Origin of the sequence: Martinezella paranaensis, from assembly GCF_014200235.1 — a bacterium.
Taxonomy (GTDB): Bacteria; Pseudomonadota; Alphaproteobacteria; order Rhizobiales; family Rhizobiaceae; genus Rhizobium; species Rhizobium paranaense.
The window spans coordinates 35317-50234 of record NZ_JACHBI010000001.1 but is presented as its reverse complement, the minus strand read 5'-3'; the positions used below and the strand labels follow the sequence as shown (position 1 = coordinate 50234).

Genomic DNA, 14918 nt, shown 5'->3' with positions numbered 1-14918 from the left:
CAAGCGGCTGACCCGTTTGCCCTATTCGGTCAAATCCTTAAAAGGCGAAGCTTGCGCGAGAATGGCCTCGCGCTGATCGCCCGCCGTCCTAAAACCCCGACTGAATTCGGGAAAAGACGAGGTTGGTGAAGATCGAAATCTGCGAGCCGACGAAGGGAGCCGTGATGCCGACGGTCACCATGACGGCAACGATCTTCGGAACGAAGGTCAATGTGGCTTCCTGCACCTGTGTCAGCGCCTGGATCAAGGCGATGACGAGGCCGACGAGCATGGCGGCGAGAACGGCCGGGCCCGAGGAAACGAGCACCGTCCAGATCGCCGCCTGGAAGATATCCAATGCATCGGCTTCATTCATAATATCTTCATCCTTTAGTTCAGCGGCTCCTCATGAGCCGCTGGTCGAGCTGCTACTGTCAGTCGAATCGCTGCTGCTAGTATCCGTCGTTGACGTCGGCGCATCAATGGTCGTGCCCGAAGGAGCAACAGTAACGCCGGCCTGCAGCAGCACTTTGTCGCCCGCGTCGGTTTCTGCGATGATACCGTCCGAATAGACGGTTACTTCCTTGATCGTACCGGTCACAGTGCCGTCGGCACTCATGATCTCCTTGCCGATATAGTCCGACGCATTCGAAATCCATTGGTTCTGCAACACCGTTTCCAGGTGCGAGTTCGTCTGGATCTGCTGTTCGACCTGAGAGAAGCTGGCGAGCTGCGAAATCTGCTGGCTGGCATCCATCGGGTCGGTCGGGTCCTGCGTCTTCATCTGGGCGATGAGGAGCTGGAGGAAGTCGTTATAATTCAGAGTGGCGCTTGTAGACGCCGCTGCAGCACTGCTCGAACTGCTACTGCTGGTACTACTGCTGCTGCTGAGCACACTGACCGGATCTACCGCCACGGAGCGATCTCCCGGCGGATGTGTTCGATCGTTGCCGCCGGCATCTCCTGGCTGTTAAGGATGTTGTCCTCGACCGGATAAAGCCCCCGGATTGCCTTCAGCGCATCGAAGGCGCGGCCCGTGGCAACGAGGCCGTCGATACGCTTCAGCTCGGCCAGCACTTCCTCGTTGCGGAAGCATGTGAGCAACATGACGATCGACTTGCGGAACATTGCCGTCGATTGTTCCTTGCCTTCCGGATTGATGAGGATCATCTGCGCGATGAAATAGAGCTGGCGCAGCGGCGTCGTCGCATCCTCCGGCTGGAGAACGTGGTTCTCGAGCAGGAAGGTCACATCATTCAGGAATTCCAGGGCGACCTTGCGGTCAACACGCAGCACGGCCCCGTTGATAAAAATTCTTTCCCCGGCTTTAAGCGATATGCGAAGCGTACTTTTCATTTAAGTCCATCCCTGATGATGGTGGTGACATCGATGATGCCTTGATAATTTTCCGACTGGCGCCTACGGATCCGATCGCATTCCTTCAAAATCCAGATTGCGATGGAGATCAGATTGGCACGCAGTTCGACGTTGAGCTGGTTCTCCGGGCTTTTCAGATCCTCAATAAAGCTGAGCCAGACGCGTCTTGTGTAGAACAACGCCTCGATCGCTTCGCGGCCGTACTTCCCCTTGTCACGGGCCGCTGAGAGAAGAGCTACCGACCGGTCCAGTACTTGCCGTTCTCTTTCTTTGGCGTCGGCCACCGCATCCTGCATGACTTCCGCATATGAGAACTGATACATTCATGCATCCTTCCTGGTCATTACATCCCTTTGATCATCAAAGGTAATTTACAAGGCTCAGCTGCTGTATCTTGGAGACGATAGTATAGGCCGTCTCAAGCTGAGTTTCGAGGCTATTGACTTTGGTCGAAGCCTCATAAGGATCGACTCCGGTAAGGTCCCCGATATTAGTGTTAATGATGTCTTTCTGAGCATTCAGCGATGTGTTCGCATCTGAGAGACGCGATTGCGACAGGCCGAGCTGGCTCGACTGGTCGTTGATCCCGTCGATCGCCTGACGCGTATAGCTGGTGGCCTGGTCGTTGACCGCGTTCAACGCGTCCTGGCTCAAGTTCAATGACGAGTCCATCAGCGAATTGACCACGGTGGTTGCGAGCGCCAGGTAGCGCATGCCGGGTTCATTGGCGTTGGTCGAGGAATCGATCACTTCCGAGTTGCTGATGCGGCTCGACATGTTCTGATCCGAAGCGGCCGACCAGCTTGCCCAGCTATCCGGCGCAGTAGCGCTGTCCGACGTGAACATCGGCTCGACCTGGGTGGTGATGAAATCCGTCATCTGGTCGCCGGTGAGCTGATCGACGGTCGTGCCGTTGTCGCTGGCGTATTGTGACAACGCCGCCTGGATAGACGTTGTTGCTTCGGAGGTGTAGTCGGTCATCGGCTGCACGTCGGTATTGGTGCCGGCAAAGAGATACTCACCGTTGACCATGGTATTGGCATCGGAAAGGAAGCTCGAAAGTGTCGCACTCGCCGTCTGCTGCGTCAGCGACACGCTGCTGCCATCGGTGTTGCCGCGCAACGCCACCAGTTGGTCCATCAGCTTCTGGGATTGGGACGACATATCGCTCAGGGCCGTCTGCGAGGACGACATGCGCTGGTCGGCGATCGAGTTGCTGCTCAGCAGGGAATCGATGCGCGTCACTTCCCGTGTGAGATTGACGCTGAGCGCGGTGTTGCTGCCCAGCGCGACACCGATATCGGCATAGACACCGGTCGTCGCTTCTGTCGAAGCATCCGTCATCTCATTCTGCGACTGACGGATCGTCTGGCGCATAGCGTTCTGAATGGCTGCGCTTGAAATGAAGGAAAGTTTCATGGCTTAGCTCGCAATATCCAGTACCGATTGAAGCATTTCGTTCACGGCGTTCAATATCTTCGTTCCCGCCTTGTAGGATTGCTCGATGTCCATCATCAGCGTCAGCTCTTCATCGAGGTTGACCCCGGTCTCGTTCGAATAGACTTCGGATGACCGAGACAGTGCCGCCGAGGTATTTTCCGCCGCCGTATTTGCCGAGCTGCGCTGATCTTCCAGCCAGCCGATAGAATCGGACGCGTAATTCATGATGCTGGCTGTCGTGTCGGAGCCGGCATCGGCGTCGAAGTCCATCTTCGTGTCAAAGCCGGTGACGTAGGAGTCGAGCAGCGTGGAATAGCCGCTGTCGCCACTGGAGTTGACGACATAGTCGGAACCGTTGATGCCGCCATCCCGCAAGAGGGTTGGATCGCCGCCTTCCGAGGTGATCAGTGCGGAATTGACCTCAATCGTACCGGCCATGCCGGAGACGGTGGTGGCATCGGTCGGCACCGTGCCGCCACTCCATGTGAAAAGGCCGGGCAACGGATCTTGAGTGGAGTCGGACTGGTTCTTTTCCGAAAACATCGACACAAGGCCGCGGGCGATTTCGTTGAGCTGCTTCTGGTAGGTCGGGGCAATGTCGTCGCGAACCTGAAGTGCTGCCTGAAGACTGCCCTGAGCCGTCGTGTCAGCGCCCTCGCCGGGATCGACTGCCACACCGTCGATATAAACATTGTTGCCGACGGTGCCATCCGTGTAGGAATTCGTCGGCGAGAAGGTCACCTGACGCGGTATCGTCTCGAACAGTGTCGTGCCGCCGCTGGTATAGAGCGCCATGTCGCCGTTCGATCGTGTTACCGTGGTGACACCGACGATCTGGGAAATCTGCTTCAGAACCGCATCGCGTTGGTCCGTTGCATCCGCCAGCGCGGAAGAGGTTGGACCGGCGGTCGCGGTCGCTGTCTTGACCGCATCATTCGCCTGCTCGAACTGCGAGAGCAGGCTGTTCAGCGAGTCTACATCCGAGCTGATTTCCTTGTCGGCATCGGTGCGAATTCCGTTGACGGCCGTGGTGGCGTTGTTCAGGGAATTTGCGAGATCCTGGGCAGCGTTGACGGCCGATTGCGCCGCGGTGGTGCTGGCCGGCGAACCAGCATAGGTCTGCATTGCCGTTTGCAGGGCGGCAAGGTAGGTGGCCGGCGCGATCTCGTTGTCGTTGCCGCCGATCGTTCCGGATTGAATATCCTCATAGCCCTTCAGCAGGCGTTGCTGAGCAGCATCGTCGGACGTGCTGCCCAGGAACGCTTTCTGCAAGGAAGGCTCGTCGGCGCGGGCGATCTTTACGACCTGTGCGCCAGTCATGTCCGTCGTCAACATCGCCTGGCGACGGGTATAATCCGTGTTGCCGGCATTGGCGATATTGTTCGATACGACACTGCTCTGCGTGCCGGTATTGTTGAATATCGCTTGAGCGTTATTGAGTGCTGTGGTGAGCGACATGGCTGGCTCGTTACCCTATCGTACTTATTAACGTTGCAGGTTGACCAGAACGTCCAGAAGGTCGGAACCGGCTTGGAACACCTTGGAGTTCGCGGTGTAGCTTTTCTGCGCCTCGATCATGGTCGTCAGTTCGGTCGCGAGGTCGACGTTGGACTCTTCCAGCGCGCCGGACTGAATATAGCCAAAGCCGCCAGTCTGCGGGAAACCGGTCACCGTAACGCCCGAGTCACCATTGGCCGAATAGACGTTGCCGCTCTCAAGCGTCAGATTGTCGGGGCTTGCCACCGTGGCGAGCGGGATACGATAGAGGGCCTTGGTGGAGCTGTCCTTATAGACTGCATTGACCGTGCCATCCTTACCGATGGTGACACTCGTCACCGGGTTCGGAGCCTGGCCGTTCATGCTGCCCGTCGCGTTGAAGTCGGTAGCGACCTGGGTGAAGCCCGTCATATCCATTGAGATGGTTTGCGTCGTCGATCCACTGGTGAAGCTGAGATCGAACGTTCCGCCGCTCGTCAAAGCGCCAGTGTCGTCAAAATCCAGCTCCGTGCTGCCGACGGGATCGCTGCTATAAAGAGCACTGCCCGATGTCGGATTGGAGACCAAGTCTGCTTGATTGTAGACCGTTACATCCCACGTATTGTCGGCTGTCTTGGTATAGTAGACGTCGAAGGTGGTGGCATTGCCCTGGCTGTCATAACCGGTGACCGAGACCTTGTTCGTGTCGTCGGTTACCGGCGCCAGATTTTCGGACGGCAGATGACCGGTGGAGCTGGTGGTCGCGATGGTGGCATTAGAATTGAGGTTGCCTTCCATCTCGCCGGTCGTCGTAGCGACCGCGGTCACGCCGTTCTGGCTGACATTGATCGGTTCCAGGCCGCTGAAGCCGTTGACGACCACAGAAGCCGTCCCGGACGAGCTAGCGGGATAGCCCATCAGCGTGAAGCCGGCGGAATTGACGAGGTTGCCCGAGGAGTCCGCAGAAAAGTCGCCGGAGCGGCTGAGGAACGTCTGTCCGGACGAGCTCTGGACGACGAAGAAGCCGTTGCCCTGGATTGCGAGGTCGGTGCTCGAGGTCGTGTAGGATATGGTGCCCTGCTGCGAGATCGCCTGATGCACCGACGTCTGGACGCCGCCGGAACTGTAGCTGCCGGCCGAGGAAGGCAGGACGAGGGAGGAAAAGCTCGCCGTTGATTCTTTGTAGGCGGTGGTATTGGCGTTGGCGATGTTGTCAGAAACAGTGCCCAAACGGTTCGCCTGGGCGTTCATCCCTGAAACCGCGGTTTTCATGCTGCCGAAAATGCTCATCTGGAATCCTCGTTTTCCTCGTAAGGCTGAGAGTATGGGGCGGGCCTTGCGTGAAGCTGTCTGAAAAGAGGAAAAGCCGGTCATCATGATGCAGCTTTTCGAAGATTGCTGCGACGCGTCAAAAAGAACGCTCAAGGGTCGCAGTGACGGTAAGAGTTGGCGCACCTTCTCATTCGAACACCGCCGTCGATGTTCGGGCCCGCGTATAATTCTGGGGAATTGGGAGAAATTCTGGGAGGGAATTACACGCGGGGTTCGAGCGTTGCTACGCCAAATCCCGATCGATGGATCAATTCCAATCGATGCAGTAGCCAAGGAAGCGCTTGGAATCGACGGGGTCGAAACCGAGCTTCTTGCGCAACTTCTTGCGCAGCTTGGAGATGTGGCTTTCAACGACGTTCTCTTCGACTTCCTCGTCGAAGATGCCGTAGATCGCGTTGAAGATCTGCGTCTTGGTCACCCGGCGGCCGCGGTTGGAAATCAAATATTCCAGGATGCGCCGTTCGCGCCGCGGAAGGGCGAAGACATCGCCGTTGATCTCCGGGTCACGGCCGTCCGCGAAAACGCGAATCGGGCCGATGTCGGTGTAGCTGGTGATCGCCTTCAGCCGCCGGCGGATCGCTGCCGCACGGGCAAGGATCTCGCGCGGATGCACCGGCTTACGGACGACATCGTCGACGCCGCAGTCGAAGAGCGCCAGCGTCGATTCCAGCGAGGGCTGATCGCTAACGGCAATAACCGGGGCGACAGAGCGGTCGCGAATTGCCCGCGGCAATTCGTGCACATGCTGTCCCTGTCCGATCAGAAATGCTTCGACGGCGGCAATATCGCCGTCTGCAGCGGTCGTGACCCATTCGCCGAATTCCCGGGGATCGAACCCCGTCGACGGGATGCCCTCGCGCCCAAAGAGAGAAGTGTAACCATCCTTAACGAGCTCTCGCTCATCAACCACTACGATCATTCGTCCGCCTCCGAATCAGTGTGGTGTTTCGATGGACTATGGGTACGAATCGGGCGAATCACGAACAACTGAAGGAAATGAGTGACGGGAATTAATAATTGATTAAGATTTAGGGTACGATTTGCACTATATGTAGTGGGTGCTCTTCGTTTTACACCGATAAAAATTTGGTTAGTTAGTATATTATGAATATATGTAATTCAGGCAATCTGCATGTTGTCAACCATGCCAAATAGGTTAGCGACGACGCACGAAAAGCCAAATGCAACTTTCGGTTATTTTAGTTTTGACAGAAGGTCGCCGCGTTGGGCGTCCATTTCCCATATCCGGTGGCGACCAGATTGGCGATGACACGACAGACATAGACCTTTTGGGCGGGGTCGTTGTTCGGTCCGGCATGGTATCTTGCTACCGCCATCGTCCAGGTCTCATGCCTGTCGTGGAGGTCGCGGAGGAACTTGGCGGCATATTCGACATTGCGATGCGGGTCGAACATATCGGCAACGGAGGCGAAGTTTTCGCCGTGAAAATACTGGTTAATCTGCATGCAGCCGATATCGATCAGCTTCGCTCCGCTCTGTCTCGCCGCCACAAAGGTCTGCAAGGCGGCGCCTTCCGAAGGCGGGAAAACCGGCTTGCCTTCGATATTGAGGGCGTAGGGATAGAGCGAGCCCTTGCGTCCGGTCTCCGTCAAACCGACCGAATAAAGAATCCCTTCCGGTATTCCGAATTTCGCTGCAGCCGACTGGATTTCGCGCTCGCACAGGCCGGCCGCGCCGTTGTCGGGCGGAGCACCATTCGCAGAAGCAAGGGCGTCAGAGGTAAACGTCGCCAGAGCGCAGACGCTGAGCAGTGCCAGCAGTGCTGTCTTCCATGCTGCGGTCGCCCGTGCTGCGATTGCCGTCATTGCCATTTGCCTGCTGCCCCGAATAGCTCTGCCCCTTTGGTCGCGCGTCCCCGCCCTGCCCCTGATTCAATAGGGATTGCTGTTGGGACTGTCCTTGCGAGCCGGATTGCCTGCCGCTATCCGATTGCTGATCCGCGTTCGAGGCCAGGGTCACAGTGATATTATCGACCTGATATCCCTGGGCGCGCAACGCGTCGATCATATGGCTCTGATCGGCATGGAGCTGCCGATAGGCCTCGCTGGTCTGCACTTTGAGATCGACACTCAACTGATCGCCAGAAAGCCGCATGGTAGCGGTGACCTGGCCGAGATCGTTGGGATGCAGTTGGATCTTGAGCGTATTGACGACCTTACCGGTGCTTGTCCAGCTCGCGGCGTTGGAGAGCGCCGAACTCGACTGCATCGCACCCGACCACTCCCCGTCTCCCGCCAGCGCGCTTGTGACGAGCGTCGCGCTGGAATTGGTGGCAAGGCCGAGGTAGCGGCGGGAATCGAGCACCGTAACGGTCTCCGCATTGCCGCCGCCCGATGCCTTGACGTCGACCTGTGCCGTATCGTCGCTGCCCTTGCTGATCGACATGTCGAGCGAGCCGCCGCGGCCATCGGCGCGCACCAGCCGGAAGGTCTGTGCGGTAGCGGTGGCATCGGTAGCAACAGAAGGTGTTGCGTCGGCGTCCGTGGCATTCGCCGATGCATCCTTGAGCGCCGTCACATCGCCAAGTTTTGGCAACGACTGATCCGAATCCGCCTGCGTCTTTGCGTCGGCGCCGGCAAACACATTCGCTACACTCTGCGGCGCAGCCGCAACCGCGTTGGCCGCCTGCGGCACATTCAGAAGCGACAGCGCGTCCGACACCGCGCCGCTGGCCTGAGCGCCTTGCGTTATCGTAGACTTACCATCGTCGTCGGTTGACGTCGTCTTGCCTGTCTTGCCAGGCGCCTGCGTCTTGCCGTCGCCATTACCTTGCATCGGCTGATTGCCGGCGATCGCGTCCGAGAATTGCTGCGCAATATCATCAAGCTGATCCGAGGTCTGCGCCTGAGCCAGAATATCGGTTGGGTCCGTATTGCCAGCCGGGTCGGCCGCCTGAGCCTGATCGGCGGATGTGGCATCTGCCGGGGCCTGCTTCTGCAGATCCATCAGCGATTTTGAAAGATTTGCTGCGTCCGCTCCCTGCGGGAACTTCGCACCGCCAGGCTGTTTGGAGCCTTTGGCCAGCTCAGCGAGGGCGGCAATATTGGCGGCGGACGGATCGATCATGCCGGCTCCGGTGCTGCTATCATCCGTGGGCGGAGTGGTCGCGGTCGGATCGCCTGCCGAAGTTTGCACCGTATCGGCATCGGTGTTGCTATCGGCGCCACCAGCGGTATCGGTTGTGTCCGCATCGCCCTGCGCGGACGCGTCGGATCTTCGCCCGTTGCCGCGCGAACTCGTCAGCGCATCCAGAAAACCTTTGCCGTCACCGTCATCCTGCTTGGCCGAACGCCCGCCCTTGGCAACAGCAACCAGATCGGCCCCAGATGGGGCACTGGCAATACCGATATCCATCATGATCAATGACTTTCCTGCTTCAACAGGCCGTCGATGGCGTCAAGCTTCGAGCGGCTCGTCGTGACGAATGCGTTGAATGAAGAGTCGGCCTCCTGCCTCCCTTCCTCCGGGGCGGGAGCCGCCTTTGCCGGGGCTCCCTCCTCAACACCCGCCGTGCCAGGGGGCTTGGCCCCAGGTGGTTTCGTCACAGCAGCATCGTGTTCAGTATTATCTTGATTAGGCAGATTAAGGGGTGAGACTTGCGTCAGGCTTGACGGGTCTGGCGCCCGCAGAATTTCGTCCGCCACCACCTTGGCGGCGTCGCGCAGGGCGCGATCCTGCACGTTCAATTCGCCGGCTGGCATCTGATCTATGTTGCGAACCGCGGTCCCCAGCTCAGGTGTCGATACACCGGCAACGCCGCCGTAGAAGCCCGCCAGAGCGCCGAATGCATCGCCGCCGTCGTTAGAGATCGCCTGGGCACGACCGGAAGCGAGGGCGGCAAGATCGGCCTTGCCGGCGATCGCGGCGCGACGCGCCATCCGCAGATAGATTTCCCGCTGCCTCGGCGGGTCCATGAAGGACAGGATGTCGACAATATCCTCTTGCTTGACCTCGGCGTTATGATCGACGACGAGCTGCACGAAAAGGTTGGCGAACTGGCTGGCATAGGGCGAATGCAGGAAGCGCCTCGTATAGCGCTGCGCATAGGCGAGCCCCTCCGGCACCATCCCACTATCGGTGCAAAGAGCAAGGGAACGACGCAGCGCCGATTCCTCGACAATGGTGCCGGGCGACGTCAAGCGCGCCCAGTCATAAAGCTTCAGCGCCGCCTTCGGGTTTTTGGAGGACATGACGTTGGCGGCAACGAGCGAAATATAGGGGCCGATTTTCTTGTCACGATATTCCCGGGCAATATCGCTGAGCGTATTGACCACCAGCAGCCCTTTGCCGTTCAGATATTTCCTCAATACATCGGCGACGCGATTGTCGAAATTGCCGTTGAGGTCGCGCGACATCAGAAATTCCAGCGTCGCAGGATTACCGCCGCTCATCGCGTAAATCAGCGCGGCGTCGACATTGCGGCTATCGTCGAAGGTGGATTTATCGGCGGTGCGCAGACGCTCGTCGATGGTCGCCAGCATGAAACGCTGCATCTCGCCGGCCGAACTGTCACCTGCCACCACGGAGTCCTGGATGAATTCGAGCGAGCGCAGCATCTTATAGGGCGGCAGGCTGTCCGCATCCTCAGCACCAGCGATCCCCGGCATTGACATGCCGAGGGTCAGAGCGAGCGCGAGGCGATGACGATGCTGAATGCGCGCCATGGACTATCCCTGTTTGCCTTGTGTCGGCTTGCCTTGGCCCTTACCCTGCTTGCCTTGGCTCGGCTTGGCCGGGACTGGCTTGACCGGCTCCTGATTTCCGCCATCGGTCTGGCTCTTGGCAGCCTGGTTCGAAGCGCCCTGAATCAGGATTTCGATGCGGCGGTTGGCGTCGTTGAAGGGATCGTCGGGCAGTTTCAGCCGGCGGTCGGCAAACCCCGAAACCTGCGCTATCCGTTTCTCGTCCAGCCCGCCGTTAGTGAGCATGTAGTAGGCGCTCTGAGCGCGGTCGAGCGACAGGCGCCAATTGTCATTGTGGCCATCGACCATATAGGGGCGCCCGTCGGTGTGGCCGCGGATCAGGATCGACCCTTTGCGGTCCGCGAGGACCTTGCCGATCTTCGCCATCGCCAGCACCATCTCCTGGCGTGGAACGGCCGAGCCGATGTTGAACATCGGATCGTTGGTCTGATCGGAAATCGTCACGAGAAGCCCGCCCTCAGCCGGCGTGACCTGCAGACCCTCGGCGAGCTGACCGGCGACGCCGCTGATCTGCTTCTCGATCGCCTGCTGCAGGTCTTTGGCATCCTGCTGCTGATCCTTCGTCGGGGCGGCGTCCTTGTTCTGCGCCGCTGCGGTGCTGTCTTCGGTCGTCGAAGCATCGCTTTGCTCGGCGGCGGTAGCGGCGGCTGCACTGGCGCTCTGTTGGTTCGCGGTTTGCTTCGTAGCCTGCTTGTTCTGCTGGTCCTTGGCCGGGGTCTGCTGATCCGTCGGCGCCTGTTGATCGCTCAGAGTCGGCTGGTCTTCAGGAGTCTGTGGCTGAGTAGCCGGCTGACCGGTATCGGCGGCAGTCGCCTTGGAAAGGGCAATCACTTCGCCCTTCGGCGACTGGTCGGATTTTGCGGATTGCTCTTCGTTGGCCTTCTTCGAGGCACTCGAGACCTGAACCTGCTTGGTCCAGAAATCCGGATCGAAGGGATCGCGATAGGCCTGGCCGCCATCCGCACCTGTGGCGGGACCGGATTGGGCAGCGCCCCCCTCGCCCTTGGCGCTGACATTGGCCTGCTGACCGACCTGCTGAGCGATTTCGGCCAGAACCGAATAGGGATTCTCGAAGAAATCGGCTTCGGAATAATTCGTCTGATCGCCCGACGTCGAGGTTTGGTCCTCGCCGGTCTTGGCGGACTTGCCGTCGTTCGGATTGTCTTCCTTGTTCTTCGACTTCGCCTGGTTCTGTTGCCCGTCCGCCTTATCGACAGGCTTCTTCAGCCCCTTTTCGGTCGGCTTTTCGTCGGCGAGCTTGATCGGATTGAAATAGGAGGCAACGGAGGCCTTCGTCTCTTCGTTTGCGGCATTCACCAGCCACATCACCAGAAAGAAGGCCATCATTGCCGTCATGAAGTCGGCATAGGCGATCTTCCATGCGCCGCCATGACCACCTTCATGATCACCGCCGCCATGCCGCTTGACGATGATGATTTCGTGTTTGCCCTGATTGTGATCGCCGTCGCTCATTTCAGAATCTCTTTCAGACTAGCGGCCCAGGCAGACATACGGGTCACGAGAACGCTTTCTCCGATCGTTACGGTGAGATCGACATCGCGCGCCTCGATGTGGCGCAGCAAAACGCCGTTTTGGCCGAGACTGTCATGCAGGCTCTCGAAGAGATGGCGGGGACCACTGACCGTAATCGGGCCGGCCGCGCCATCAAGAATCGCTGCCTCCACGCGTTCAGCGAGATCGGCGACAGCCCTGGTCGTCAGCTCCTCGGTCATGATCGGCGCAAGTGCTGCGGCAGCCTCCGCGCTGATCGCCTGCCCAAGTATCGTGGCGACCTTTGTCAATCCGTTGACGATCTTCTCCGCGGCGCGCTCTTCATATCGGGTGCGCAAGGCGTCCATCTCGCCTCGGTGCGTTTCGGCGATGGTCTCCAACTCGGTCTGGTGCTTTTGCGTCAATTCCTGCGTTGCGGCTTCGTGCCCCTGCGCATAGGCTTCGCGACGTTCCGCCTCGATATCGATCGGCTGTACAACCGGAGCTTCCGGGAAATCGAACGTCTCTTCGAACGACATGTCCGGCACGACTGGAGACGGGGGCGGCGATTCGGCGCTGAAATCCTTGAGATAGCGGGAGAGTGTCGGGCTCATGCTGACATCCTCCCCTTTTCATCCGCAGAAGACCGCGAGCTGATTTCTCGACAGGTCCCTTGAATTCCCATGCTCAAAACGTCGATCATCACGCTTCCGGTTTCCGTCCTGCGGCAGCGCTTTCCGGACGTGACGCCGAACGTCACCGGAAAATAGCGCAGCCATGCCATTGCGATGGACCGTAGGGGGTCAAACTTGTGCGAGGATGAATGCGGCGGGCGCGAGCCTCTCGGCCGCGCCAACCCGGAATTTACTTTGCCTGCAGCAGGATCAGCATCTTGCTCGACATGGTATTGGCGATCGACAATGCCTGAATGCCCATCTGCTGTGCCGTCTGTAGTGCGCTCTGACGCGCGGATGCCTCTTCCATGTTGGTATCGACGAGATTGCCGACGCTGGTCTTGAGGGCATCGCTGAGCTTGGAAATGTAGTCGGACTGGTCGTCGATACGGGATTTCATCACACCCAGCGTCGAATCCGCTGACGTCACCGATTTCAGGATCGAGTTCGTCACATTGATCATATCGGTGAGCTGATCGTCCGTCGTGCTTTCGGAAATGGAAATTTCCGTGCCGTCGGAGGGAGCCGTGCCGGAATCCGCAGCGAGGAGATAATAGTTGCGGGATGTCGACGTTGAACCTGATGTATCGAACGCGCTGGCGTCGATGTCCTTCGTCAGCAGTCCGCGGCTCGCATCGGCGGTATCGATCATCAGCGTTTGCGAACTATCGTAATTGATCGTCACGAGATTGACTTGGCCATCCGAACCACGCGTGAAATTGCTGATGACGGATTGCTTGGTATCTGGCTGCGAAGCGGTGTTGTAGAGCCAGTTCTCACCGGAGAAGGACGCGGATTGCGTGACCGACTGCAATTGGTTCTTGAGCTGTTGAATGTCCGCATTGACCGCGGTCTTATCGGTGCCCGGCTCCTTGGCCGAAACCAGTTTGGCCTGGATCTGGGTCACGAGATCGACGACCGAATCCATGGCGGTGGAGGCGGTATCGACTTTCGAGGCGCCGAGGCCGAGCGCGTCGCTGATGGTGGAAAGACTGCTCTGGTCCGACTGCATCGTCTTCGACATCGACCAATAGGTCGGATCGTCACTCGCGTTCTCGACGCGATACCCGGACGAAACCTGTTCCTGCACGACACCAAGATCTTTGTTGACGCCGCGCAAAACGGTCAGCGCGGCCAAAGAGGAGGGGTTCGTCGTCAGACTGCTCATCGGAAAATCCGTAATTCTATTGGAAACGGCAGACCGGACGATCCGGCAGCAACGAACGGCTTCATGCCAGCCAGCGGAAGAGATCCCAACGCGGCCCGTCGCTAGATAAAGCCCTGACGGTTCCGACGAAAAAGGCCGGACACCGGGGCTTTGCGCAAATACTGCAAATCAGTACCCCGGAAGGCTAACAAAAGCTTATGCGCGGCGGCAAGAGAGAAATGCCGCCGCGCTTTCCTAACGTAAGCTCCGGTCAAGGCTCACTTGAAGAGCGCCAGAACGTTCTGCGCGCTGTTGTTTGCGATCTGCAGCGACTGGATCGCCAATTGCTGCTGTGTCTGCAGCGCCGAGAGCTTGCTTGATTCTTCTTCCATATTCGCATCGACGAGCTTGCCGACGCCGGAGTCGATCGTGTCGCTCAGGGTTGAAACGAAGCTAGTCTGCAGGTCGATGCGGGTCGACAGCGAGCCGAGCTGCGAAGCGGTGCTCGTCATCGTGTTGAGGGCCGACTGCACCAGGTTCATCGCCAGGGAAATGTCGCCGCTCGTCATGTTGGTAATGTCGAGGCTGAAGACGGAATAGGCCGTGCCGTTGATATCCTGTGTGGTGCCGAGGATACCGGAGCTCGTGTCGATCGTGCCGTCGGAATTGGCGCCGAACATCACGTTGCCTGCCGATCCCGTATCAAACGTGTAGCTGGTGCTGTTGACCGCGACCGTACCGTCGTTGTTGCGGACAAAGGAGGACACGACCGATGCGGAGGCGCCGTTGGCTCCGATCATCCAATTCTGCCCGGAGAACGAAGCGGACTGCGCGATGCTCTCAAGCTGCTCCTGGAGCTGCGAAATCTCCTCCTGAACGTCAGCCTTGTCGACGCTGTTTTCCGTTGCCGCGACAAGCTTGTCCTTGATCTGCTCGACGACGCTGATGGAATTGTCCATTGCCGTATAGGCGGTGTCGACCTTGGCAGCACCGAGACCCAGAGCATCAGAGACAGCCGAAAGCGCGCTGTTGTCGGAACGCATGGTGGTCGCGATCGACCAATAGGCGGCGTTGTCGGAGGCCTTGGCAACACGATAGCCGGAGGAGACGCGGTTTTGGGTATTTTCCAAATTGTTGTTGATCGAGCGCAGAGTCTGGAGAGCAGACATTGCAGCATCGTTGGTCAAAATACTGGTCATGGAGAGGTGCCCCTTGTGGCTGAAATTAGAAGGGACATTCCGGTCTTCGGCCGGGAACGGCAGTCAGCGTCATGCCTGT

The 14918-nt window shown here is 58.7% G+C and carries 15 protein-coding genes; all 15 read right to left on the bottom strand.

Annotated features, from left to right (window positions below; all coding sequences use genetic code 11):
- Window positions 1-88: 88 nt before the first annotated feature.
- Window positions 89-355: a flagellar biosynthesis protein FliQ gene (gene fliQ, locus GGD50_RS00260; protein ID WP_107107011.1), complete on the bottom strand. Its 267-nt coding sequence runs from the start codon at window positions 353-355 to the stop codon at window positions 89-91.
- Window positions 356-385: 30 nt separating this feature from the next.
- Window positions 386-895 (bottom strand): flagellar hook assembly protein FlgD, encoded by a 510-nt coding sequence (flgD, locus tag GGD50_RS00255; protein ID WP_107107010.1) that lies wholly within the window; start codon window positions 893-895, stop codon window positions 386-388.
- Entirely contained in the window at window positions 886-1335 is a 450-nt protein-coding gene (flbT, locus tag GGD50_RS00250) for a flagellar biosynthesis repressor FlbT (protein WP_107107009.1), read from the bottom strand. The genes flgD and flbT overlap by 10 nt, the downstream gene beginning before the upstream one ends.
- Complete coding sequence (gene flaF, locus GGD50_RS00245; RefSeq protein ID WP_107107008.1) at window positions 1332-1679, bottom strand: flagellar biosynthesis regulator FlaF; 348 nt, start codon at window positions 1677-1679, stop codon at window positions 1332-1334. The genes flbT and flaF overlap by 4 nt, the downstream gene beginning before the upstream one ends.
- Before the next feature lie 37 nt (window positions 1680-1716).
- The gene (locus GGD50_RS00240) at window positions 1717-2775 is read right to left on the bottom strand and encodes a flagellar hook-associated family protein (protein ID WP_107107007.1); all 1059 of its coding nucleotides are present in this window, start codon (window positions 2773-2775) and stop codon (window positions 1717-1719) included.
- A gap of 3 nt (window positions 2776-2778) precedes the next feature.
- The gene (gene flgK / locus GGD50_RS00235; protein ID WP_107107006.1) at window positions 2779-4254 is read right to left on the bottom strand and encodes a flagellar hook-associated protein FlgK; all 1476 of its coding nucleotides are present in this window, start codon (window positions 4252-4254) and stop codon (window positions 2779-2781) included.
- A gap of 27 nt (window positions 4255-4281) precedes the next feature.
- A complete protein-coding gene (locus tag GGD50_RS00230) occupies window positions 4282-5562 on the bottom strand; it encodes a flagellar hook protein FlgE (RefSeq protein ID WP_107107005.1) in 1281 nt (426 codons plus the stop codon).
- A gap of 289 nt (window positions 5563-5851) precedes the next feature.
- Window positions 5852-6523: a transcriptional activator Rem gene (rem, locus tag GGD50_RS00225; protein WP_104822015.1), complete on the bottom strand. Its 672-nt coding sequence runs from the start codon at window positions 6521-6523 to the stop codon at window positions 5852-5854.
- A gap of 280 nt (window positions 6524-6803) precedes the next feature.
- Window positions 6804-7430 (bottom strand): transglycosylase SLT domain-containing protein, encoded by a 627-nt coding sequence (locus GGD50_RS00220; protein ID WP_107107004.1) that lies wholly within the window; start codon window positions 7428-7430, stop codon window positions 6804-6806.
- Complete coding sequence (gene fliK, locus GGD50_RS00215) at window positions 7339-8982, bottom strand: flagellar hook-length control protein FliK (protein ID WP_107107003.1); 1644 nt, start codon at window positions 8980-8982, stop codon at window positions 7339-7341. The genes GGD50_RS00220 and fliK overlap by 92 nt, the downstream gene beginning before the upstream one ends.
- A 2-nt stretch (window positions 8983-8984) precedes the next feature.
- The gene (motC, locus tag GGD50_RS00210) at window positions 8985-10289 is read right to left on the bottom strand and encodes a chemotaxis protein MotC (protein WP_107107002.1); all 1305 of its coding nucleotides are present in this window, start codon (window positions 10287-10289) and stop codon (window positions 8985-8987) included.
- A gap of 3 nt (window positions 10290-10292) precedes the next feature.
- Window positions 10293-11801 (bottom strand): MotB family protein, encoded by a 1509-nt coding sequence (locus tag GGD50_RS00205; protein WP_107107001.1) that lies wholly within the window; start codon window positions 11799-11801, stop codon window positions 10293-10295.
- Window positions 11798-12433, bottom strand: a complete 636-nt coding sequence (locus GGD50_RS00200; protein ID WP_107107000.1) for a hypothetical protein — start codon at window positions 12431-12433, stop codon at window positions 11798-11800. The genes GGD50_RS00205 and GGD50_RS00200 overlap by 4 nt, the downstream gene beginning before the upstream one ends.
- A gap of 250 nt (window positions 12434-12683) precedes the next feature.
- Window positions 12684-13661, bottom strand: coding sequence for a flagellin N-terminal helical domain-containing protein (locus GGD50_RS00195; RefSeq protein ID WP_107106999.1), 978 nt, complete (start codon window positions 13659-13661; stop codon window positions 12684-12686).
- Between the two features lie 257 nt (window positions 13662-13918).
- On the bottom strand, window positions 13919-14839 hold the full coding sequence (locus GGD50_RS00190; protein WP_107106998.1) for a flagellin N-terminal helical domain-containing protein: 921 nt from the start codon (window positions 14837-14839) through the stop codon (window positions 13919-13921).
- Between the last annotated feature and the right edge of the window lie 79 nt (window positions 14840-14918).